Raw genomic sequence first — 23,187 nt, forward strand, 5'->3', positions numbered from 1 at the left:
ATTGCCTTGCGCGGCATGTGCTGCCGTGGGCTTGGCGGCTGAACAGGAGTCCGGAATGGCCGACAATCCCGTGACGGAACCCCGCAGCCGGCGCCGCTTCAGCGACGCGACGGCGCTCGCCGCCGCCCTGCGGCCCAGCTATCCGGTCTACTGCTTCCGCCCGCACAAGGTCCGCGCCGTGGCCTGGCATTTCGTCGAGACCTTCCCCGGCAAGGTGGTCTACGCGGTGAAATGCAACATCGAGCCCCGAGTGCTCGGCTGGCTCGCCGAGGCCGGGGTGACCGCCTTCGACACCGCTTCTCTGACCGAGATCGCCGCCGTGCGCGAGCGTCTGCCGGACGCGGACGCCCTGTTCATGCACCCGGTGAAGAGCCGCGCCGCGATCCTGGCTGCCGACCGGGTCTATGACGTCTCCACCTACTGCGTCGATTCCATGGCCGAGCTGGAGAAGGTGCTGCAGGTCGCCCGGCGCCGCGACCTGAAGATCTTCGTCCGTGTCGCCACTCCCGGCGGCGGCGCCGCCTTCGAGCTGTCGATCAAGTTCGGCGCCACCCAGGCCGAGGCGGTGGAGATCCTCGATCGGGTGGCCGAGGAGGGGCTGCAGGCCGGCATCGCCTTCCATATCGGCTCGCAATGCCTCAATCCGCGGGCCTTCCGCACCGCCTTCGCCGTCATCGCCGATGTGTGGCGCGGCACCAAGGCCGATGTGCGCGAGATCGACGTGGGCGGCGGGTTCCCGGTCGCCTATGCCGGCCAGCCGGTGCCGCCGCTGGAGGATTTCGTCACCGAGATCGTCGAGGGCCGACGCGAAGCCGGGATCGACGAGGATGTGGCGCTGCTGTGCGAGCCGGGCCGTGCCCTGGTGGCCGACGGCTGCTCCATGCTGTGCCAGGTGCACCTGCGCAAGGGCGACCGCCTGTACCTGAACGACGGCGTCTACGGCAATCTGTCGGAACCGTACTGGTCACGGGTGCGTTTACCGGCACGGCTGATCCGGCCTGAAGGTATCAACGGCGGGGTCAGTGATGCGCCGTTGCAGGACTTCACCATCTTCGGGCCGACCTGCGACGGCAACGACCTTCTGCCCACCCCGTTTCGGCTCCCCGCGGACGTGTCGGAGGGGGACTGGATCGAGGTCGGACAGATCGGAGCCTATGGAGCGGCACTTGCGACACGATTTAACGGGTTCTTCGCCGACGCGCAGGTTGAACTTGCCGACGAACCGCCCGACACTGCCTAAAGAACGTAAAGTGCATCGGGTTTCCGACCATGCGTCCTAGCGCGGGAAGCTTTCCCTTCACCGACCATAATGGAACCGTCTGGCTGGCGTTCCAGGATTTCGGCGACCGGTCGCGCGACCGGGTGGTGGTGTGCGTCCACGGCATGACCCGCAACGGCCGGGATTTCGACCGGCTCGCCATCGCCATGGCCAAGGACTACCGGGTGATTGAGGTCGACGTGGTCGGCCGCGGCCGCTCCGGCTGGCTGGCCGACAAGACGGAGTACAACTATCCCACCTACCTGAAGCACATGGACGCGTTCTTCCAGTATCGCGGCCTGGAGGAGTGCGACTTCGTCGGCACGTCCATGGGCGGGTTGATCGGCATGATGCTGGCGGCGCGCGAGGAATCGCCGATCCGACGGCTGATCCTCAACGATGTCGGTCCGGTGATCTCCGGCGAAGCGCTGAGCCGGTTGGGCACTCGTGTGGGCGAGGACCCGCGCTTCAAGAACCTTCAGGAGGCGGCGGAGTACTTCAAGGAGGTCTATGCCGATTTCGGCATTCCCGACGACCTGGCCTGGTCCGACCTCACGCTGCATTCGGCGATCCGCCAGGAGAACGGCACCTACGCCCTGCACTACGACCCGGCGATCGGCGACGTCTTCACCGAGGAGATGCCCGACGTGAAGCTGTGGGACGTGTGGGACAAGGTGCGCTGCCCGACCCTAGTGCTGCGCGGCGAGCATTCGGACATCCTGACCCGCGAGACCGCCGAGCGCATGACGCGCTCCGGCCCCAAGGCCGAGCTGGTGGAATTCCCGGGCGTCGGCCACGCCCCCTCGCTGATGACCGAGGAGCAGATCAAGGTGGTCCACGACTGGCTGCGCTCGTTCGACGAGGAGGCCGAGGAAGACGCCGTCGCCGATGCCGGCTGAGATCGGCGTCCGGCCGTTCCGTCAGCGCTTCCCCTGGATCGGCGGGGACCTCCAGACCATCCGCGATTTCATTGTCCGCCCGGTCGAGCCGGTGCCGGCGGCCGCCTCGCAGACCCTGTCCTTCGAGATGCCGGACGGCACCGGCGACACGCTGATCGGAATCCATGATCGGCCGGCGGAACCGGTGGCGGGCCGGCCGCTGGCGATCCTGATCCACGGCCTGACCGGCTGTGCCGAGAGCCTCTATGTGCGCCGGGCGGCCCGGACCTTCCTGGAGGCGGGCTTTTCCACCTTGCGGCTCAACCTGCGCGGTGCGGGAGCCAGCCGGCCGCTGTGTCGCCAGCAGTACCATTCCGGCCGCAGCGAGGACCTGGCGGCGGTGATCGACCGGGTCCTGGGCCTGGACGGGGCCGACGCCGTGACTACCGACGATGTGGCGCCCGATGGTGTGGCGCTGGTCGGCTGGTCGCTCGGGGCGAACATGCTGCTGAAGGGAGCGGCGGAGTTCGGGGCGCAGAAGGGGCTGCGGGGCGCGGTGGCGATCTCGGCGCCGATCGACCTGATGGGGACCGCCCGGAATTTCACCATCCTGCGCAACACGGCGTATCACCGCCACCTCCTTGCGGCGATGCGGGCGGAAGTGGCGGGCGTGCCGGGCGGCTTGACGGCGCTCGAGCGCGATCGCCTGGCGGCGGCGCGGTCGGTGATCGCCTTCGACGACGCCTTCACCGCCCCGCGCAACGGTTTCGCCGATGCCGCCGACTATTACGCCCGGAACTCGGCCAGCGGATTCCTGGCGCGGATCGCGATCCCGACCCGGGTGATCCACGCGCTGGACGACCCTTGGATCCCGAAGGCGGGCTATCTGACGGTGGACTGGGAGGCTTGCCCGAGCGTGCAGGCCACGCTCACGCGGCACGGCGGCCATGTGGGCTTCCACGCGCCCGGCGGCGTATGGTCCGACGCCGAGGCGGTGCGGTTTCTGGCGGGGGTGTAGCTTACTTCTTTTCTCCCACTCCCCGGCCTCGTGCCGGGGCCTACGGCTCAGCGTGCCAAGCGTTTCCGAAGCTCGCCTGCGTCAGGGCAATCCCAGGCGTAGGCCCCGGCACAGGGCCGGGGAGTGCGTTAAGGAAATGGAATGGAAGAAGGCGATATGGCGCGCGTCTTCCAACGTGCCGAGGGATCGTACTGACCCCGTACCACCCCCCACGCACTCCCCGGTCCTGTGCCGGGGCCTACGGATCAGCGTGCCAAGCGTTTCCGAAGCTCACCTGCGTCAGGGCAATCCCAGGCGTAGGCCCCGGCACAGGGCCGGGGAACGCGTTGAGGAAATGGGGGAGAGAAACAGCCCCTACCGCAGCCGCTTGGCCACCTCGACGGCGAAATAGGTCAGGATGCCGTCGGCGCCGGCGCGCTTGAAGCCGAGCAGGCTCTCCATCATCGCCCGCTCGCCGTCCAGCCAGCCGCGCTCGGCTGCGGCCATGATCATCGAGTACTCGCCGGACACCTGATAGGCGTAGGTCGGCACCCCGAACGTGTCCTTCACGCGGCGCACGATGTCGAGATAGGGCATGCCCGGCTTGACCATCACCATGTCCGCGCCCTCGGCGATGTCCAGCGCCACCTCGCGCAGGGCCTCGTCGGAATTGGCGGGATCCATCTGGTAGGTCGATTTCGACGCCGACCCCAGGGTCGAGGCGGATCCCACCGCCGCCCGGAACGGGGCGTAGAACCCGGACGCGTATTTCGCCGCGTAGGACATGATCAGCACACCCTGGAAACCGGCCTCGTCCAGGCCCTTGCGGATGGCGCCGACCCGGCCGTCCATCATGTCGGACGGCGAGATGATGTCGCAGCCGGCACTGGCCTGCAGCACCGACTGGCGCACCAGGATCTCCACCGTCTCGTCGTTCAGGATGGAGCCGTCCTCCAGCAGCCCGTCATGGCCGTGGCTGGTGAACGGGTCGAGGGCGGCGTCGCACATCACGCCGAGGGTCGGCACCGCGTTCTTCACCGCCTCCACCGCCTGGCAGACCACGTTGTTGTCGGCCACCGCGTAGCTGCCCTGGGCGTCCTTCAACTCGCCTTCCACATACGGGAACACGCCGATCACCGGGATGCCGAGATCGGCGGCCTCGCGCGCGACCTCGGCCAGTTCCGCAACGGAATAGCGCATCACGCCGGGCATGCTCTCCACCGGGATCCGGGGCTCGTCGCCGGCATGCACGAAGACCGGCCAGATCAGGTCGTTCGCGCTGAGCGCGTTCTCGGCAACCAGCCGGCGCGACCAATCGGCCTGGCGCGGCCGGCGCAGCCGGGTGGTCGGATAGCCGGTGGACGGTGCGATCAGGGTCTTGGGGCGGCCGTTGAAGGGCATGGCGTCCTCGTTCGTCTTGTTGTTGCGCCTGAGTGTAAGCGACCCATCTAGCGATGCAACGGCGCCGGCGCCCGATTGACCTTGGGGCACCGTTGACTTGCCCGAAAGCGATTCAGATTATCCCGCGCGGCCCGACACGGTAAGCCCGTCGGCGTATAGTTCGAGCGCCGACGCACCGGCCGCAGCCCGCAGGAGGGACGCAGATGGATTTCCAACTCAATGAAGAGCAGCGCGCGATTCAGGACATGGCGCGCTCCTTCGCCGCCGAGCGCCTGACACCGAACGCCGCGGAATGGGACGAGACGGCGCATTTCCCGGTCGATGTGCTGAAGGACCTGGCGGAACTCGGCCTCGGCGCGATCTATGTGCGCGACGATGTCGGTGGCTCCGGGCTCGGGCGGCTCGATGCGGCCATCGCCTTCGAGGAGCTGTCCGCCGGCTGCGTGTCGACGGCGGCCTTCCTGTCGATCCACAACATGGTCGCCTGGATGGTGGACAGCTACGGCAGCGACGAGATCCGCCAGCGCTTCCTGCCGAAGCTCGCCACCATGGAGCAGATCGCCAGCTACTGCCTGACCGAGCCGGGCGCGGGCTCGGACGCGGCGGCGCTGAAGACGCGGGCGGAGAAGGTCGGCAATTCGCACTATGTGCTGAACGGCGGTAAGGCGTTCATCTCGGGCGGCGGGACCAGCGACGTCTATGCCGTGATGTGCCGCACCGGAGAGGAGGGGGCCAAGGGCATCTCCTGCATCCTGGTGGAGAAGGACACGCCGGGCCTGTCCTTCGGCGAGAACGAGAAGAAGCTCGGCTGGAACAGCCAGCCGACCGCGATGGTCAATTTCGACGACTGCAAGGTGCCGGCCGAGAACCTGGTCGGGTCCGAAGGGCAGGGGTTCCGCATCGCCATGGCCGGGCTCGACGGCGGCCGCATCAACATCGCCGCCTGCTCCCTGGGCGGGGCCCGGGCGGCACTGGAGGCATCGCTGGCCTATGTGAAGGACCGCAAGGCCTTCGGGCAGGCCATCGCCGATTTCCAGGCGACCCAGTTCCGACTCGCCGACATGGCCACCGAGCTGGAGGCGTCCCGACTGATGGTGCATCGCGCCGCCACGAGCCTGGACGCGAAATCGCCGGAGGCGACCCAGCACGCCGCCATGGCCAAGCGTTTCGCCACCGATATCTGCTACCGGATCGTCGACGAGGCATTGCAGCTTCATGGCGGTTACGGGTACCTGAGGGACTACCCGATCGAGCGGCTGCTGCGGGACCTGCGCGTGCACCGGATCCTGGAAGGGACCAACGAGATCATGCGCGTGATCATCGCCCGCAAGCTGCTCGCCAACTGACCACCCCACCTGACCCACCCGGAGACGGATGTGAGCGACGAGATCAAGTTTTCGACCGATGGCGGCCTGGCGACGGTCGAGATGACCCGCCCCAAGGCGCTGAACGCGCTGACCCACGGCATGGTCAAGGAGATGGCGGCCAAGCTCGAGGACTGGGAACATGACGACGCCATCGGCGCCGTGGTGATCAAGGGCGAGGGCGAGAAGGCGTTCTGCGCCGGCGGCGACGTCCGCGCGGTCTGGAAGTCGGTCAAGGAAGACAATGGCGGCAAGCCGTCGGAGCTCTCGAAGACCTTCTTCTTCGACGAGTACCGTCTCAACCACCAGATCCACGCGTTCTCCAAACCCTTCGTCGCCCTGCTGGACGGGGTGACCATGGGCGGCGGCGTGGGCGTGTCGATCCACGGCTCGCATCGGATCGTCACCGAGCGGCTGATGTTCGCCATGCCGGAGACCGCGATCGGCCTGTTCCCGGATGTGGGCGGCGGCTGGTTCCTGCCGCGCCTGCCGGGCGAGAGCGGGACGTATCTGGCGCTGACCGGCGCGCGGCTCCATGCCGACGGCGCCTGCGCGCTCGGCATCGGCACCCATTTCGTGCCGTCGAGCCGGCTGGAGGGCTTCGAGGCGCAGCTCGCCTCGGCGATGGCCGCCGGGGCGGCGGGACGGCAGGCGGTGAACGACGTGCTGGAGCGGCTGGCCGAGCCGGCCGGCCCGGATCCGCTGGCGTCCCATCGCGGCGTGATCGACACCTGCTTCAAGCCGAACACGGTGGAGGAGATCATCGATGCCCTGTCCGCCGAGGGCTCCGACTTCGCCATCGAGACCCGGGACAATCTGCTGTCCAAGTCGCCCACCAGCATGAAGATCAGCCTGGAGCTGATGCGCCGCGGCAGGGAGGCGTCCAACCTGGCCGAGGTGCTGCGGATGGAATACCGGCTGTCGCAGGCCTGCATGGCCGGGCACGACTACTACGAGGGCATCCGTGCGGTGCTGGTCGACAAGGACCATGCGCCGAAATGGCAGCCGGCGACCCTGGCCGAGGTCGGCGACGACCTCGTGGCGGCGCATTTCAGCGCGCCGGCCCACGGCGACTGGTCCCTGGCTTGACCGCGGGCCGGGCAGGCTTGAGCATGCGCCGCACGCGTTCGCGGCAACGACAATAAGGTCCTCGGGAGGGACAAGATGGCGACGATCGGTTTCATCGGCCTCGGGAACATGGGCCTGCCCATGGCGACCAACCTGATCAAGGCGGGGCACACCGTGCGCGGCTTCGATCTGTCGGAGGAACAGCGCAAAGCCCTCGAGGCGGCGGGTGGCGATACCGCCAGTTCGACCGAAGGCTGTGTCGATTCGGTCGAAATCGTCGTCTCCATGCTGCCGGCGGGGCCTCAGGTTAAAGCCGTGTATGGCGAGTCGATTCTGCCTAAGGTTGCCGACGGCACCCTCTTGATCGATTGCTCGACCATCGACGTGGCGACCGCCCGCGCGGTCGCTTCCGACGCCGCCGCCAAGGGGCTGGAGATGGTCGACGCCCCGGTCTCGGGCGGCACCACCGGTGCGGCTGCCGCGACCCTGACATTCATGGTCGGCGGTTCCGAGACGGCGTTCGACCGCGCCAAGCCGATCCTGGAGGCGATGGGCAAGACCATCGTTCACGCCGGCGGCAGCGGCAACGGCCAGGCGGCGAAGATCTGCAACAACATGATGCTGGCGATCAACACGATCGGCCAGTGCGAAGCCTTCTCGATGGCGGAAAAGCTTGGTTTGGACACCGCCAAGCTGTTCGCCATCAGCTCGAAATCCTCCGGCCAGAGCTGGTCGATGACGGTGAACTGTCCGGTGCCGGGGCTGACCGAAACGGCGGCTTCCAACCGCGACTTCAAGCCGGGTTTCACCGCGGCGATGATGCTGAAGGATCTGGGCCTCTCCCAGGACGCCGCCGAGCAGGTCCACGCGCAGACTCCGCTGGGCGCGGAGGCCATGCAGTTGTTCCGGGACTATGTCGACCGCGGCCATGCCGACACGGATTTCTCGGGCATCATCAAGATGATCCGGGGCGACGGAGATTTCTAATTCATCGAAACGAGTTGCGTGTGTAGACGTGTTGGTCTAGACCCGTTGATGGGTGCGCGTCTCCAATGGTATCGGTTATAGGGACGAGTAGCGGCGGGATATGCGATGACAATGACGGATGATGTGACGGACCTCCGCCGCGAGTATTTGGACGCGATCAAGCTGATCGAGCGCCTTCACCGCCAGTTTCTGGAAGTGGTGAAGACCGAGCTTGATCGCATCGGCGTCGAGGATATCAACAACATTCAGGCCCTCATCCTGTTCAATATCAGCGATGAGGAACTGACGGTCGGGGAACTGACGAACCGGGGCTATTACCTGGGGTCGAACGTTTCCTACAACGTCCGCAAGATGGTGGAGAACGGCTACCTGGTGCAGGAGCGTTCCACCCATGACCGGCGGTCGATCCGCGTGCGTCTGTCCGACAAGGGTCTGGACCTGTGCAAGGAGATCGACGCCATGTTCGAGCGCCATGCCAAGGCGCTGCCGGGCGTGCCGGTCGAGGCGGGCAACCTGAAGACCGCCAGCACCTCCTACCGCGATCTCGAGCGGTTCTGGATCTCGCTGCTGAATTTCGGCCTGCGCGGCGTCTGATCCGGTCCGCGACGCGGCCGCTTCCAGCCTGACCGTCTTCCAAGTCTCTCCAGGGTGCAGCCTTTGGATCGATTGGCCTTGACCGATATTGCCGGGGCCGGATTTCCCTTGGACAGTCCCTGGGTGCTTTTCTAGAGTGCGCCGCACCGCGCCCGGGGCTCCGCTTCCGACGCGCGCGCAGATCCGCGCCGGACGGCGCGTCACCCGTTGTTGCCGAGGAACTCGATGCGCCTGTCCCGCTATTTCCTGCCGACCATGAAGGACACGCCCCGCGAGGCGGAGATCGTGTCCCACCGTCTGATGCTGCGGGCGGGGATGATGCAGCAGTCCAGCGCGGGCATCTATTCCTGGCTGCCGCTCGGCTTCAAGGTGCTGAAACGGATCGAACAGATCGTGCGCGAGGAGCAGAACGCCGCGGGCTGGAACGAGGTCCTGATGCCGACGATCCAGCCGGCCGACCTGTGGCGGGAGAGCGGCCGCTACGACGACTACGGCAAGGAGATGCTCCGCATCACCGACCGGCACGAGCGCGACATGCTCTACGGGCCGACCAACGAGGAGCAGATCACCGACATCTTCCGCGCCCATGTGCGCAGCTACCGCGAGCTGCCGGGCCGGCTCTATCACATCCAGTGGAAGTTCCGCGACGAGGTGCGCCCCCGGTTCGGCGTGATGCGTGGCCGCGAGTTCCTGATGAAGGACGCCTATTCCTTCGACATCGACAAGGACGCCGCCCGGCTGGCCTATAACCGCCAGTTCGTCGCCTATCTGCGGACCTTCGACCGGCTGGGGCTGAAGGCGATTCCGATGGCGGCCGACAGCGGTCCGATCGGCGGCGACATGAGCCATGAGTTCATCATCCTGGCCGAGACCGGCGAGAGCGAGGTGTTCTGCCACAAGGATTGGCTGACCACCGACGCGGTGCCGGCCGATGTCGACTACGAGGGCGACCTGCAGCCGATCGTCGATGCCTGCCTGGCGCGCTATGCCGCGACCGACGAGAAGCACGATGCGGCGAGCTGTCCGGTCGGCGAGTCGGATCTGGTCCATACCCGCGGCATCGAGGTCGGCCACATCTTCTATTTCGGCACCAAGTACTCCGCGCCGTTGGGCGCCAAGGTGGCCGGGCCGGACGGCAAGGAGACCGAGGTCCATATGGGCTCCTACGGCGTCGGCGTCTCGCGACTGGTCGGCGGCATCATCGAGGCCAGCCATGACGAGAACGGCATCGTCTGGCCGGAACAGGTGGCGCCGTTCCATATCGGCCTGGTCAACCTGAAGGTCGGCGACTCGGCCTGCGACGCGGCGACCGAGGATCTGTACGCCAAGCTCGGCACGGCCGGCGTGGACGTGCTGATGGACGACAGTTCGGACCGTCCGGGTGCCAAGCTCGCCACCATGGATCTGATCGGTCTTCCCTGGCAGATCGTCGTCGGTCCGCGCGGTCTGGCGAACGGCGTGGTCGAGGTGAAGAACCGCAAGACCGGCGAGCGCGAGGAGATGTCTCCGGAGGCCGCGCTGAACCGGTTCGCCGGCTGACCGGCGGCCCGGTGACGATGCTGCACGCCACGATCTCGCCGCATATGGCGCCGACAGTGCGCGCCTTACACAGAGGGCGGGCATGATCTTCGGTGCATTCGAGCGGATGGTGGCCATGCGCTACCTGCGGGCGCGTCGCCAGGAGGGATTCATCTCGGTCATCGCCGGATTTTCCCTGCTCGGCATCGGGCTCGGGGTGGCCACCCTGATCATCGTCATGAGCGTGATGAACGGCTTCCGGGCCGAACTGATCGGCCGGATCCTGGGCCTGAACGGCCATGCCGGCGTCTACGCCGTGGACGGGTCGATCGAGAACTACGACCAGCTCGTCGTGGAGGCGGCCTCGGTGCCGGGCGTGTTCAGCGTCACCCCGCATGTCGAGGGCCAGGCCATGCTGACCGCGAACGGTGTCGCCTCGGGCGGCGCCGTGCGTGGCATGCGGCCGAGCGACCTGATGGGCAAGTCGCTGATCGCCGACAACATCAAGGTCGGCTCCCTGGAGGGTTTCGAGGGCAAGGATGCCGTGGTGGTCGGCTCCCGGCTGGCCAACCGGCTGGGGCTGCGGGTCGGCGACCGGGTGACCCTGATCTCGCCGTCCTCGGCGGTGACCGTCGTCGGCAGCATGCCGCGCATGAAGGCCTATGAGGTCGTCGCGCTGTTCGAGGTCGGCATGTACGAATACGACAACAGCTTCGTCTACATGCCGCTGGAGGCGGCCCAGGTGTTCTTCCAGAAGGGCGACTCGGTCAACGCGCTGGAGATCTTCACGGTCGATCCGGATTCCCTCAAGGAGGTCCGGCTCAACATGATGCAGGCGCTGCCGCCGGAGGTGTACTTCCGCGACTGGCAGCAGCAGAACAGCAGCTTCTTCAATGCGCTGCAGGTCGAACGCAACGTCATGTTCCTGATCCTGACGCTGATCATCCTGGTCGCGGCCTTCAACATCATCAGCTCGATGATCATGCTGGTGAAGGACAAGGGCAGGGACATCGCGGTGCTGCGGACCATGGGAGCGTCGCGCGGGATGGTCACGCGGATCTTCTTCATGACGGGGGCGAGCATCGGGGTGCTGGGCACGCTGGTCGGCGCCGCCCTCGGCCTGCTCTTCGTCATCAACATCCACGCGATCCAGGACTGGGTGGAGACGGTGTTCGGCACCTCGGTCTTCCCGCCGGAGATCTACTTCCTGACCAACGTGCCGGCGAAGATGGACCCGACCGAGGTGATCGTCGTCATCGCCATGGCGCTGGGGCTGAGCTTCGCCGCCACGATCTACCCGGCCTGGCGGGCCGCCCGCATCGATCCGGTCGAGGCGCTGCGCTATGAATGAACCGCTGACGCCGCCGCCGGCGCCGCGCCAGGCGGGCAAAGACGGCAAGGCCCTGGTGCTCGAGGGCGTCACCCGGGTCTTCGGCATGGGCGACCAATCCCTGCGGGTGCTGCGCGGCATCGACATGACGCTGAACGAGGGACAGATCGTGGCGCTTGTCGGGCCGTCCGGCGCCGGCAAGTCCACACTCCTCCATATCGCCGGCCTGCTGGAGCAGCCGACGAGCGGCAAGGTACTGGTGGGGGGGCGGAACTGCGCCGAGCTGGGCGACGGCGAGCGGACGCGCTTCCGCCAGCGCACCATCGGCTTCGTCTATCAGTTCCACCATCTGCTGCCGGAGTTCTCGGCCCGCGAGAATGTCATGATTCCGCAGATGATCGCCGGTCTTTCCAGGCGCGAGGCGCGGGAACGGGCGGATCAGCTTCTCAACATGGTGGGCTTGAGCGAACGGGCGAGCCACCGTCCGGCGCGCCTGTCGGGCGGCGAGCAGCAGCGGGTCGCCATCGTGCGCGGCATCGCCAACGTGCCGCGGGTGCTGCTGGCGGACGAGCCGACCGGTAACCTGGATCCGCAGACGGCGGCGGACGTCTTCGCCCAGCTGACCCACATCGTGCGCGGCACCGGGCTGTCGGCCCTGATCGCCACCCACAACCTGGATCTGGCGGCGCAGATGGATCGGGTGGTGGAGCTCCGCGACGGACGGCTGGTCGAGCGGACCCTGTAAGTCCGCTCAGTCGATACCCCGCGCGCGCTTGATCTTGGCGAATTCGAGCTTCGCACCGGTCAGGTCGGCGTCGGACAGATCGGCGCCGTCCAGAATGCTGCCGGCGAAATTCACACCGTTGAGATCGGCTCCCCGGAAGCGGGCGAACAGGCTGCGTCCGGTCTTGTGACCGTCCGGGCCGATGATCTCGGCATCCTCGACCCGGGTGCTGATGAAAACCGACCCTGCCAGCAGCGCGCCGGCGAAGTTGGTGCCGGACGCCCGGGCGAACGAGAAATCGGTCTCTTCCAGGTTCGCGCCCTGGAATGACGTCAGGAACAGCTCGGAGCGCACGAACGCCGCGCCCTTCAGATTCGCCCCGTCGAAGCAGACGCCGCGCACGTCGCAGCTGGAGAAGTCCAGCTCCGCCAGGTCGAAGTCCTTCAGGTTGGCGCGGGCGCCCATGGTGCCGTTGCTGGCGATCCATTTGCTGTGCTCGCGCAGCATGACTTCGATCTCGCCCGGCAGCGGCCGCTGGCTGTCCCGGTGGATCGCCCCCATCATGTTGGCGGTCTCGACATTCGCCTTGGACAGGTCGACGTTGCGCAGATTGGCGTCGGTCAGGTTGGCGCCGCTGAGATCGGCGCCGTCGAGATTGGTGCCCGTGAGGTTGGCGTTCTTCAGGTTGCAGCCGGTCAGGTCGGCGCCGGACAGGTCGGCACCGGCCAGGTTCACCGCATGCAGAACCACGTCGTGGAACACGGCACCCTTGGCGCTGGCCATCGCCATGTTGGCCTCCGACACGTTCGCGTCGGTCAGGTCGGCGCCGTCCAGGTTGGCGTCCGCCAGGCTGGAGACGCGCTTTACCTCTTCGCCCCACTGCAGGATGTGGCCGGGCCGCAGGTCGGCGGCGCGGAGCTTGGCGCCGGACAGGTTCGCAAGCGTGAAGTTCGCGCCCCGCAGGTCGGCCTTGTTCAGACAGGCGTTGCGCAGGTTCGCGGCAGAGAAGTCACAGGCGAACAGGTCGGCGTTGGAGAGATCGGTCTCCTCCAGGGACGTCCGGGTGAAGGTCGACCCGGACAGCGTGGCCTGGTGCAGATTGATGCTGTCCAGGTTGCGGCCGTCGAACTTGGCCGACTTTAGCTGACAGCGCCGGCCTCCGGGTTCCCCACGCAAATAGGAAACATGCGCCCGGAACACCGCGTGGATGTCGGTCGGCGACTTCGACGGCTCGTTGGGCTCTGCGACGGACATGCCTGCAAATACCTCTATAGAAGGGAGCCCCAGCATTCACCCGTGAGACTTAAAACAGTCTTAATTTCGATGGAGGAACACCAAAAAAATTATTATCTTTCCTGCCATTTAGGTAGAATTTTAACTTAATTTAAATCAGAGGCTTTCCTTGCGGGGCCGCACGAATCCGCGGCGATTCCCGATCTCCCGGGGCGCAGCGACGGCGGCCGAAAGGGCGAAAGGTCCGCCGGTTCGGTCACCGCGGGTGACCTGGCAGCGGCCGTATGGGATGATCGCCGATCCCTTCGGAGGCCCCCTATGACTCACGCCGATTTCGTCCATCTCCGTGTGCATTCCGCCTATTCCCTGGCGGAAGGGGCGATCCACGCCAAGCAGCTGGTGAAGCTGGCCAAGCAGAACAACATGCCGGCTGTCGCCATGACCGACAGCGGCAACATGTTCGGCGCCCTGGAGTTCGCGGTCACGGCGTCGGGCGAGGGGGTGCAGCCGATCGTCGGCGTGCAGCTCAACATCCGCCGGCCGGTCGATACCGAGCGTAAGGGGCTGCGCGTGGTGGGCGGCCGCGACGTGCTGCCGGACCAGCTGCCGCTGATCGCCCAGAACGAGGCCGGCTACCGCAACCTGATGAGTCTGGTCAGCCAGGCCTTCCTGGACGGCACGGGCGAGGAGGTGCCGCAGATCTCCCTTGAGGACATGGAGGGCCGTACCGAGGGGCTGATCGCGCTCACCGGCGGCATGAAGGGCGGCGTAGGCAGGCTGCTGCTGGAAGGGCGCAGGGCCGATGCCGAGGCGATGCTGACCCAGCTTCAGGGGCTGTTTCCGGACCGGCTTTATATCGAGCTTCAGCGCCATTTCCTCGACGAGGAGAACCGGATCGAGGGACCGCTGATCGACCTGGCCTACGCCCGCGACCTGCCGCTGGTGGCGACCAACGACGTGTTCTTCGCCGATCCGGGCATGCACGAGCCCCAGGACGTGCTGCTCTGCATCGCCCAGAGCACGACCATCGGCAATCCGAAACGCTGGCGGGTGACGCCGCATCACCGCTTCAAGACGGCGGAGGAGATGCGCGAGCTGTTCGCCGACCTGCCGGAGGCGATCGACAACACGCTGGTGATCGCCCGGCGCTGCGCGGTGATGCCGGAGAAGCTGGCGCCGATCCTGCCGCGCTTCGAGACCGAGGGCGGCCGCACCGAGACCGAGGAGCTGCGGGCCCAGGCGGAGGAGGGGTTGCAGGGCCGGCTGGCCGCCCATGTCTACACGGAGGACATGGACGCGGCGGGCCGCGCGGCGGCGGCCAAGCCCTATCACGAGCGGCTGGCGATGGAGCTGGGGATCATCGAGCAGATGGGCTTCCCCGGCTACTTCCTGATCGTGTCGGACTTCATCAAATGGGCGAAGGCGAAGAACATCCCGGTCGGCCCGGGCCGTGGGTCGGGTGCCGGCTCGCTCGTCGCCTATTCGCTGCTGATCACCGACCTGGATCCGCTGCGCTGGGGGTTGCTGTTCGAGCGCTTCCTGAACCCCGAACGCGTGTCCATGCCGGACTTCGACATCGACTTCTGCCAGGACCGCCGCGACGAGGTGATCCGCTACGTGCAGGAGAAGTACGGTCGCGACCGGGTCGCCCAGATCATCACCTTCGGTAAGCTCCAGGCCCGCGCCGCCCTGCGCGACGTCGGCCGCGTGCTGGAGATGCCCTACGGCCAGGTCGACCGGATCTGCAAGCTGGTGCCGAACAACCCGGCCAATCCGGTCACCCTGGAGCAGGCGCTGCAGACCGAGGAGGATCTGCGGGCCCAGCGCGATGCCGACGAGAACGTCGCCAACCTGATCAAGACCGCCCTGAAGCTGGAGGGGCTGTACCGCAACTCCTCCACCCACGCCGCCGGTGTGGTGATCGGCGACCGGCCGCTGGACCATCTGGTGCCGCTGTACCGCGATCCGCGCTCCGACATGCCGGTCACCCAGTTCAACATGAAATGGGTGGAGCAGGCCGGGCTGGTGAAGTTCGACTTCCTCGGCCTGAAGACCCTGACCGTGCTGCAGCGCGCCGTCGACCACCTGAAGGAGCGGGGAATCGAGATCGACCTGTCGAAGGTGCCGCTCGACGACGGGCCGACCTACGCCATGTTGGCCAAGGGCGAGAGCACCGGCGTGTTCCAGTTGGAAAGTTCGGGCATGCGCGACGTGCTGCGCCGCCTGCGCCCCGACCGTTTCGAGGACATCATCGCCCTGGTCGCCCTCTATCGGCCGGGCCCGATGGCGAACATCCCGAAATACATCGCCTGCAAGCACGGCGAGGAGCGGCCCGACTACATGCACCCGGTCCTGGAGCCGGTGCTGAAGGAGACCTTCGGCATCATGATCTATCAGGAGCAGGTGCAGCAGGCGGCCCAGCGGCTGTCCGGCTACACGCTGGGCGGCGCCGACCTGCTGCGCCGGGCCATGGGTAAGAAGATCAAGGAGGAGATGGACGCCCAGCGCGAGAAGTTCGTGAACGGCGCCGTCGAGCAGGGCGTGGACAAGGCCCAGGCGAGCGGCATCTTCGACCAGATCGCCGCCTTCGCCGGCTACGGCTTCAACAAGTCCCACGCCGCCGCCTATGCCCTGGTCAGCTATCACACCGCCTATCTGAAGGCGAACTACCCGGTCGAGTTCCTGGCCGCGTCGATGACCTACGACATGGGCAATACCGACAAGCTGAACGTGTTCCGCCAGGAACTGCAGAAGCTCAAGATCGACCTGATGCCGCCGGACATCAACAGGTCGCGCCGCGACTTCGCGGTGGAGCGCAAGGACGACGGCACCTACGGCATCCGCTATGCGCTGGCGGCGGTGAAGAACGTCGGCGGCTCGGCCATGGACGCGCTGGTCGAGCTGCGCGAGGCGGACGGGCCGTTCAAGAGCCTGTCCGACTTCGCCGACCGCGCCGATCCGACCCAGGTCAACAAGCGCCTACTGGAGAATCTGGTGCGGGCCGGCGCCTTCGACCAGCTTCACAAGAATCGCGCAGAGCTATTTGAAAGCCTTGAAACAATCGTACGTCACGTCAGTCTTGCGGCGAGCGAGCGCAAGTCCAATCAGGTCAGCCTCTTCGCCGTGGAGGGCGGCGCGCCGCAGGAACAGGACATCCGCCTGAAGAGCCGCCCCGAATGGCCACAGATGGACCGGCTGAAGGAGGAGTTCGACGCGCTCGGCTTCTACCTGTCGGCCCATCCGTTGGACGCCTATGCGGAGAGCCTGGCGCGGCTGGAGGTGGTTTCCTCCACCGAGGCCCATGCCGCGGCGGTGCGCAAGGGCGGCCAGACCCGGCTGGTGCTGGCCGGCATCGTGGTCGGCCGGCAGATCCGCACCTCCAAGTCCGGCAACCGCTTCGCCTTCGCCCAACTCACCGACCGCACCGGCGTGTTCGAGGTGACGATGTTCTCCGAGGTGCTGGCCTCGTCCCGCGACCTGCTCGACGCCGGCGAACCGCTCCTGGTGCGGGCCGATGCGAGGATCGAGGACGACAACCTGCGCCTGCTGGCCTCCTCGGTGGAGCCGCTGGACAAGGCGGTGGAGCGCACCGCGGCCGGGCTGGAGATCTTCCTGCACGACACCTCGCCCCTGGAGACGCTGAAGAGCCTGATCCAGAACGAGGGCAGGGGCCGCGGCCGCATCCACGTGGTGGTGCCGACCGCCCGCGGCGACGTGCGCATCAAGCTGCCGGAGGCCTATCAGGTCTCCAGCCGGCTGCGCGGCGCGGTAAAGGCGCTGCCGGGAATCGACTACGTGAAGGATCTCTAGTCGGTTTCCACATCGAGAGACAGCGGCCCTTGCGGAGGGCCGTGGCGCAGGTACCGGTCGACGATCGTCGCCAGAGTTCTGGGAGCCACCGGGTCGGTCAGTCGGTGGAGACCGTCCAGCGACCACCATTGGAAGGCATCCAGCACGGTCGCTTCCACGGCGTCGGACATCGCCGGCTCGAAGCGGGGCGTGTGCACCGCGTAATACGCCTCGGTCTGGCAGTAGCGCTTAGCGCCGACGCTGAAGGTGTGCCGGCGACGCCAGAGCAGCGGGCCCGGCTCGAAGGCGGACAGCCCCACTTCCTCCTGCAACTCGCGCCGCAGGGCAGTGTCCGGCGGTTCGTCGCCTTCGATCCCGCCGCCGGGGGCGATCCAGAAGACCGGCCGGCCGGGCAGCCTGATCCGCATCAGAAGAACCGCCGCTTCGGGCGTTAGGAGGATTGCCCTCACGGCATTTCGGTGAATGATGTCCGTCATGCTGATCGCTTCCGCTCGCTGTCCGGCTGCTCTCTATAGCGGATCGGATTTCGGCGGTCAGTGTGCGCCGCGACGGCGCGGTCGCCGACTCCACGCACTCAAGGGACTATCATGAAACGCATCGCCATTCTCGGTTTCTCGCTGGAAAGCAACGCCTTCGCGCCGCCGTGCAAGCGCTGGGACTTCGAGCAGCGCGGGTATTACCGGGGGGCGGAAATCACCGAGCTGGCGCGCAAGGAGCCGTCGCCGCTCTATAACGGCATCCGCGGATTCTATGCGGTGATGGACGAGAAGTACGGCGTGGACGGCTGGGAGCCGGTGCCGGTCACCCACGCCGCCTCGCAGCCGGCCGGACCGGTGGAGGAGGGGTTCTTCAACGAACTGCTCGCCGAGTTCGAGGCGGGCCTGAAGGCGGCCGGCACACTCGACGGCGTCTATATCGCCGAGCATGGCGGGGCGACGGCGACCCATACCCACGACCCGGACGGCGAGGTCTTCGCGCTCGTCCGGCGCTGCGTCGGGCCGGCCGTGGCCGTGGTGGCGAGCCTGGATCTGCACTGCAACATCTCCGAGGTGATGATGGACAGTGCGGACATCCTGATCGGCTACCGCGAGAATCCGCATGTGGATATCTACGAGCGGGGCGCGGAGGCGGCGACCCTGATGGACGAGATGCTGACCACCGGGGTCAAGCCGACCGCCTACCGGGTGCGTCTGCCGCTGGTGGCGCCGTCCGTGACCCAGCTCACCGCCGAGGGACATCCTTACGGCGACCTGATCCGCCTGGGCCAGACCAAGCTGGACGACCGGGTGATGAACATCTCCATCGTCTCCGGCTTCGCCTTCGCCGACACCCCGAAGAACGGCATGACGGTGATCGTCACCACCCGCAACGACCCGGAGCACGCCAAGGCGCTGGCGATCAAGCTGGCCAAGGCGGCCTGGGCCGAGCATGAGCGCTATCAGACCAACATGACGGCGCTGGACGCGACGGTGGCGAAGGCCAAGGCGGTCGGTGCCGACGCGGTGCTGCCGTCGCTGCTCTTCGCCGATCCGGCCGACAATCCCGGCGGCGGCGGGCGCGGCAACACCACCTATATTCTGAAGGCCTTTCTGGAGGCCGGCGTGCATGGCGCGGTCTTCGCGGTGTTCTACGACCCTGCCCTGGTCGAGCAGGCCCAGGCGGCGGGCGAGGGCGGCACCTTCCGCGCCCGGATGAACACGCAGGAGACGGCGAACTACTCCGACCCGCTGGAGTGGGACGCCCGGGTCGTGCGCCTGCATGACGGCGAGTTCGTCGGCCGCCACGGCATGGTCGCGGGCAAGAGCGTCAGCCTGGGCGACACCGCGATCCTGGCGCTGGACGGCATCACGCTGATCGTCATCACCAAGCGCCAGCAGTGCCTGTCCACCGACTTCATCGAGGAGTTGGGGCTGGACGTGGTCGGCGCGCGCTCCATCGTGGTGAAGTCGCGGGGCCATTTCCGCGCCGGTTTCCAGCACCTGTTCCCGCCGGAGCGGATCATCGAGGTGGACGTGCCGGGCCTGACCTCGCCGAACCTGGCGAATTTCGACTGGAAGGGCCTGCCGCGCCCGGTCTACCCGCTCGATCCGGAGACCACCTGGACGCCGCCGGTTTAGGGATCCGGGCTCCATTGCTCATACTCGTCTTCCCGGCCCTGTGCCGGGACCGAGGGGGCGGCGTGCTGGAGCAGCTCCGAGTTTTTCCCGACCGTTCCAGCAAGCTTTGCTCTGGGCCCCGGCTGAAAGCCGGGGAGATTAAGGGAGAGAGCCGCTTTCCGCCCTACTTCACCCCTCCAGCGAGTCCATGCTGAAGACCAGCACGCCCATCATCATATCGACTCGGCGGCCGTCTTCGGCCAGCGGCAGATACAGCCGCTCCACCGTCACGAAATCCTTGGGAAAGCGCAGGGAAGGGCGGCCGATGCGGTGGCTCGGCTTGCCCATCTCGAAGACCTGGTCGCGGTAGCGCCGGCTCTCGCTCAGCTCGAAATCCGGATAGATCTCGTCCAGGTACTTGCCCGTCGGCTCCTTGCCCAGGATGTCCACCAGGGCGGAGCCGAACAGCCGGTAGCGGTAGCGGCCGGTCTCCGCCTCGCGCTCCACCAGGGAGATGTGCGGCAGGATGCGGGGGATATCCACCGGATCGACATCGGCGCGGGCCGGGAGAAGATCGCCGCGCTTCTTGCCGGCCCAGTAGGCATAGGCCTCGCGCACCAGAGGCGATCGCATGCGCGCAGACGTCAGCGCGCGTGAGATCATCACATCCTGCATCCGGTGGTCCCCTCAGGCCCGGGCCAATTCCCCGCAACCTACATACTTTAATTAGGGAAATTTACATAGCCGCCGCTCGGCCCGGCGCAGGGCGTCGGCCTCCAGGGTCACGGCGGCGCAGAAAGTCACGGTCATGGCCGAATTCGCCGGAGTCCGGCAGCGTGCTGTGCCGTCGGACAGCACCTCGAACCAGGCCCGGGCCTCGCTGCCCTGGATGTCCCGGTAGTCGCCCGTGACCGGCGGTGCGGCGAGCAGGCGGGCCCGGTCTTCCGGTGCCAGGGCCATGCGCTCGGCACTCGGCGGATAGCACAGTGATTCGGCGATCCGGTCGCCCAGCGGGCCGGCACTGGCGGAACCGGCGGCACAGAACAGACCGGCGGCCAGGGAGAGAGCCGCGGAAATCGCCGCTTTGCGTCCTTGCAAAACCGGCCTGCAGCCTGTAGAGAAACGGCCGCTTAAATCCGCACACGAGCACGCGTTCCCCCGAGCCCGGTTTCCGCCGGATCGGACGGCCCGCTCCGGTGTCGAGACCGTGTCTCGGCTATCGCTCGTGGAGGTTGAACCGGAAAACCCGAGGAAAGACATGACCGTCCCTACCTTTACCATGCGCCAGCTGCTTGAGGCCGGTGTCCATTTCGGCCACCACACCCGCCGCTGGAACCCGAAGATGGAGCCGTACATCTTCGGTGTGCGCAACAACGTCCATATTCTCGATCTGCGCCAGACCGTTCCGCTGCTGCATCGTGCCCTCGAGGCCGTGCGCGACGTTGTCGCCAACAATGGCCGCGTGCTGTTCGTCGGCACCAAGCGCCAGGCGGCCGACATGATCGCCGAGGCGGCGAAGCAGTCCGGCCAGTACTACGTCAACCACCGCTGGCTCGGCGGCATGCTGACCAACTGGAAGACCATCTCCAACTCGATCCGGCGCCTGCGGGAGCTGGAGGAGCGTCTGGACGCCGGCGTCGGCGGCCTGACCAAGAAGGAGACCCTGGGCCTGACCCGCGAGCGCGACAAGCTGGAGCGCGCGCTGGGCGGCATCAAGGAAATGGGCGGCCTGCCGGACATCATGGTGGTGATCGACACCAACAAGGAGTCGCTGGCCATTCAGGAAGCCAACACCCTGGGCATTCCGGTCGTGGCCATCCTGGACAGCAACTGCGATCCCGACGGCGTCACCTACCCGGTCCCGGGCAATGACGACGCCATGCGCGCCATCGCGCTTTACACCGAACTGATGGGCCGGGCCGTGATCGGCGGCATCCAGGCCGAGGCGATGGCTTCCGGCGGCGATGTGGGCGAGAGCACCGAGGCACCGATCGAGCCGGCGCTCGCGGCTGAGGCCGAGGCTTCCGAGCCGGCCGAACAGCCCGCCGCCGAGACGCCCGCTGAGAAGCCGGCCGAGCAGCCGGCCGGCGCCTGACCCGACGACCGTCGCCCGGCTCCGTCCGGCGCGGCAGAAGACAACGGCATAGTCGAGGCGGCGGCCACCAGGGTCGCCGCCGTGGAACCTTACCAGCGACGAGGATTTAACCATGGCTGTCACGGCTGCTCTGGTGAAAGAACTGCGCGAGAAGTCCGGCGCAGGCATGATGGATTGCAAGAAGGCCCTGACCGAGACCGACGGCGATCTCGACGCGGCGGTGGACTGGCTGCGCACCAAGGGCCTGGCCGCGGCGGCGAAGAAGTCCGGCCGCGTGGCGGCTGAGGGACTGGTCGGCGCCGCCGTCGACGGCACCAAGGGGGCGGTCATGGAGGTCAACTCCGAGACCGACTTCGTGGCGCGCAACGACACCTTCCAGAACTTCGTCGAGACCGTGACGAAGCTGGCGCTGGCGCATGGCGAGAACATCGAGACCCTGAAGGGCATCGCCTATCCGGAGACGGGCCGCACCGTCGAGGAGCAGCTGACCCACAACATCGCCACCATCGGCGAGAACATGTCCCTGCGCCGCGCGCGGGTGCTGTCGGTGACCGACGGTGTGGTCGTCCCGTATGTCCACAACGCGGTCCAGCCGGGCCTTGGCAAGATCGGCGTGCTGGTCGCGCTGGAGTCGACCGGCGACAAGGACAAGCTGAATGAGCTTGGCAAGCAGATCGCCATGCACGTGGCCGCCGCGGCGCCGCAGAGCCTGTCGACCGACGACCTGGATCCGGCCGCCATCGAGCGCGAGCGTGCGGTGCTGATCGAGCAGGCCCGCGACAGCGGCAAGACCGACGAGATCATCGCCAAGATGATCGAGGGCCGTCTGCGCAAGTTCTACCAGGAGGTCGTCCTGCTCGAGCAGACCTTCGTGGTCGATGGCGAGACCCGCATCTCGAAGGTCGTCGAGAACGCCGCCAAGACCGTCGGCGCGCCGGTGACGCTGACCGGGTTCGCCCGTGTTCAGCTGGGTGAGGGCATCGAGCGTGAGGAAAGCGACTTTGCGGCCGAGGTCGCGGCAACGCTCGCTCACTGACCCGAACGCCATAGCGGCAAGGAGAGACGCATGGCGGAGGACGGAAGCGGGGAGACGGCCGGCAATCAAGCCGACGGCCAGGGTCCCGTCTACAAGCGCGTCCTGCTGAAAATCTCGGGCGAGGCCCTCATGGGGGGCCTCGCTTACGGAATCGACCCGGAAATGGTCGACCGGGTGGCCGGCGAGATCGAGTCGGTCTCCAAGGCCGGCACCGAGGTCTGCCTCGTCATCGGCGGCGGCAACATCTTCCGCGGCATCTCCGCGGCGGCCGCCGGCATGGAGCGGGCCACCGGCGACTACATGGGCATGCTGGCCACGGTGATGAACTCACTGGCCATGCAGAGCGCCCTGGAGCGCCGCAACATCCAGACCCGGGTGCTGTCTGCCCTGCCGATCGCCGCGGTCTGCGAGCCCTATATCCGCCGCCGCGCCATGCGCCACATGGAGAAGGGCCGGGTGGTGATCTTCGCCGCCGGCACGGGCAACCCGTTCTTCACGACGGACACCGCCGCCGCCCTGCGCGCGTCGGAGATGGGCTGCGACGCGCTGCTGAAGGCGACCAAGGTCGATGGCGTCTATGATGCCGACCCGATGAAGGTTCCGACGGCGACGCGCTACGAGCGGCTGAGCTATATGGATGTGCTGACGCGCGACCTGAAGGTGATGGATGCCTCGGCGATCTCGCTCGCCCGTGAGAACGAGATTCCGATCCTGGTCTTTTCCATCCACAATAACGGGGCCTTCGCCGAGGTGGTCCACGCCAGGGGCCGGTATACGATCATTACGGAGTAGCAGAAG

The 23,187-nt window shown here is 67.0% G+C and carries 20 protein-coding genes; 15 read left to right on the forward strand and 5 right to left on the reverse strand.

The window, feature by feature from the left end:
* The first annotated feature begins 55 nt into the window (after window positions 1–55).
* From G578_RS26165 to G578_RS0112775, 3 genes are read left to right on the forward strand one after another with little or no spacing between them, the layout of a single operon-like run.
* Complete coding sequence (locus tag G578_RS26165; protein ID WP_084618856.1) at window positions 56–1,240, forward strand: alanine racemase; 1,185 nt, start codon at window positions 56–58, stop codon at window positions 1,238–1,240.
* Window positions 1,241–1,269: 29 nt separating this feature from the next.
* Window positions 1,270–2,157 carry an alpha/beta fold hydrolase gene (locus G578_RS0112770; protein ID WP_028794564.1) on the forward strand — a complete coding sequence of 296 codons (888 nt, stop codon included), beginning with the start codon at window positions 1,270–1,272 and terminating at the stop codon, window positions 2,155–2,157.
* Window positions 2,147–3,154, forward strand: a complete 1,008-nt coding sequence (locus G578_RS0112775) for a YheT family hydrolase (protein ID WP_028794565.1) — start codon at window positions 2,147–2,149, stop codon at window positions 3,152–3,154. Before G578_RS0112770 ends, G578_RS0112775 begins: the two co-directional genes overlap by 11 nt.
* 354 nt (window positions 3,155–3,508) lie before the next feature.
* Here G578_RS0112775 and hemB read toward each other — a convergent pair whose 3' ends face one another.
* On the reverse strand, window positions 3,509–4,534 hold the full coding sequence (gene hemB, locus G578_RS0112780) for a porphobilinogen synthase (RefSeq protein WP_028794566.1): 1,026 nt from the start codon (window positions 4,532–4,534) through the stop codon (window positions 3,509–3,511).
* A 203-nt stretch (window positions 4,535–4,737) separates the two neighbouring features.
* On the opposite strand from hemB, the gene G578_RS0112785 reads away from it, so the two are divergent.
* The 7 genes from G578_RS0112785 to G578_RS0112815 all read left to right on the forward strand — a co-directional run bounded on the left by G578_RS0112785 (window position 4,738) and on the right by G578_RS0112815 (window position 12,140).
* Complete coding sequence (locus tag G578_RS0112785) at window positions 4,738–5,880, forward strand: isobutyryl-CoA dehydrogenase (RefSeq protein ID WP_028794567.1); 1,143 nt, start codon at window positions 4,738–4,740, stop codon at window positions 5,878–5,880.
* Window positions 5,881–5,910: 30 nt separating this feature from the next.
* Window positions 5,911–6,987: an enoyl-CoA hydratase/isomerase family protein gene (locus G578_RS0112790; protein ID WP_028794568.1), complete on the forward strand. Its 1,077-nt coding sequence runs from the start codon at window positions 5,911–5,913 to the stop codon at window positions 6,985–6,987.
* A gap of 75 nt (window positions 6,988–7,062) precedes the next feature.
* Window positions 7,063–7,953 (forward strand): 3-hydroxyisobutyrate dehydrogenase, encoded by an 891-nt coding sequence (gene mmsB, locus G578_RS0112795; RefSeq protein WP_028794569.1) that lies wholly within the window; start codon window positions 7,063–7,065, stop codon window positions 7,951–7,953.
* Window positions 7,954–8,058: 105 nt separating this feature from the next.
* Complete coding sequence (locus tag G578_RS0112800) at window positions 8,059–8,547, forward strand: MarR family winged helix-turn-helix transcriptional regulator (protein WP_175474327.1); 489 nt, start codon at window positions 8,059–8,061, stop codon at window positions 8,545–8,547.
* A 225-nt stretch (window positions 8,548–8,772) separates the two neighbouring features.
* The gene (proS, locus tag G578_RS0112805; RefSeq protein ID WP_028794571.1) at window positions 8,773–10,086 is read left to right on the forward strand and encodes a proline--tRNA ligase; all 1,314 of its coding nucleotides are present in this window, start codon (window positions 8,773–8,775) and stop codon (window positions 10,084–10,086) included.
* Window positions 10,087–10,168: 82 nt separating this feature from the next.
* On the forward strand, window positions 10,169–11,416 hold the full coding sequence (locus G578_RS0112810; RefSeq protein WP_028794572.1) for a lipoprotein-releasing ABC transporter permease subunit: 1,248 nt from the start codon (window positions 10,169–10,171) through the stop codon (window positions 11,414–11,416).
* Window positions 11,409–12,140: an ABC transporter ATP-binding protein gene (locus tag G578_RS0112815; RefSeq protein WP_051244740.1), complete on the forward strand. Its 732-nt coding sequence runs from the start codon at window positions 11,409–11,411 to the stop codon at window positions 12,138–12,140. The genes G578_RS0112810 and G578_RS0112815 overlap by 8 nt, the downstream gene beginning before the upstream one ends.
* Before the next feature lie 6 nt (window positions 12,141–12,146).
* On the opposite strand, the gene G578_RS0112820 is transcribed toward G578_RS0112815, so the two are convergent.
* Window positions 12,147–13,373 carry a pentapeptide repeat-containing protein gene (locus G578_RS0112820; protein WP_028794574.1) on the reverse strand — a complete coding sequence of 409 codons (1,227 nt, stop codon included), beginning with the start codon at window positions 13,371–13,373 and terminating at the stop codon, window positions 12,147–12,149.
* Between the two features lie 297 nt (window positions 13,374–13,670).
* Between G578_RS0112820 and dnaE the strand changes: the two genes are divergently transcribed.
* Window positions 13,671–17,162 carry a DNA polymerase III subunit alpha gene (dnaE, locus tag G578_RS0112825; protein WP_028794575.1) on the forward strand — a complete coding sequence of 1,164 codons (3,492 nt, stop codon included), beginning with the start codon at window positions 13,671–13,673 and terminating at the stop codon, window positions 17,160–17,162.
* Here dnaE and G578_RS0112830 read toward each other — a convergent pair.
* Window positions 17,159–17,638, reverse strand: a complete 480-nt coding sequence (locus G578_RS0112830) for an NUDIX hydrolase (protein ID WP_211228900.1) — start codon at window positions 17,636–17,638, stop codon at window positions 17,159–17,161. The genes dnaE and G578_RS0112830 overlap by 4 nt on opposite strands.
* Window positions 17,639–17,749: 111 nt before the next feature.
* On the opposite strand from G578_RS0112830, the gene G578_RS0112835 reads away from it, so the two are divergent.
* The gene (locus tag G578_RS0112835; protein WP_038014111.1) at window positions 17,750–19,279 is read left to right on the forward strand and encodes a M81 family metallopeptidase; all 1,530 of its coding nucleotides are present in this window, start codon (window positions 17,750–17,752) and stop codon (window positions 19,277–19,279) included.
* Window positions 19,280–19,447: 168 nt separating this feature from the next.
* Here G578_RS0112835 and G578_RS0112840 read toward each other — a convergent pair whose 3' ends face one another.
* Window positions 19,448–19,891 (reverse strand): PAS domain-containing protein, encoded by a 444-nt coding sequence (locus G578_RS0112840; RefSeq protein ID WP_169400856.1) that lies wholly within the window; start codon window positions 19,889–19,891, stop codon window positions 19,448–19,450.
* Window positions 19,892–19,984: 93 nt separating this feature from the next.
* A complete protein-coding gene (locus G578_RS0112845) occupies window positions 19,985–20,356 on the reverse strand; it encodes a hypothetical protein (protein WP_028794579.1) in 372 nt (123 codons plus the stop codon).
* A 160-nt stretch (window positions 20,357–20,516) separates the two neighbouring features.
* On the opposite strand from G578_RS0112845, the gene rpsB reads away from it, so the two are divergent.
* The 3 genes from rpsB to pyrH all read left to right on the forward strand — a co-directional run bounded on the left by rpsB (window position 20,517) and on the right by pyrH (window position 23,181).
* The gene (rpsB, locus tag G578_RS0112850; protein WP_028794580.1) at window positions 20,517–21,353 is read left to right on the forward strand and encodes a 30S ribosomal protein S2; all 837 of its coding nucleotides are present in this window, start codon (window positions 20,517–20,519) and stop codon (window positions 21,351–21,353) included.
* Between the two features lie 112 nt (window positions 21,354–21,465).
* Window positions 21,466–22,389, forward strand: a complete 924-nt coding sequence (gene tsf, locus G578_RS0112855) for a translation elongation factor Ts (RefSeq protein WP_028794581.1) — start codon at window positions 21,466–21,468, stop codon at window positions 22,387–22,389.
* Window positions 22,390–22,419: 30 nt separating this feature from the next.
* Window positions 22,420–23,181: a UMP kinase gene (pyrH, locus tag G578_RS0112860; protein WP_038014114.1), complete on the forward strand. Its 762-nt coding sequence runs from the start codon at window positions 22,420–22,422 to the stop codon at window positions 23,179–23,181.
* Window positions 23,182–23,187 lie beyond the last annotated feature (6 nt).

The sequence above is a fragment of the Thalassobaculum salexigens DSM 19539 genome, assembly GCF_000423805.1.
GTDB classification, from domain to species: domain Bacteria; phylum Pseudomonadota; class Alphaproteobacteria; order Thalassobaculales; family Thalassobaculaceae; genus Thalassobaculum; species Thalassobaculum litoreum.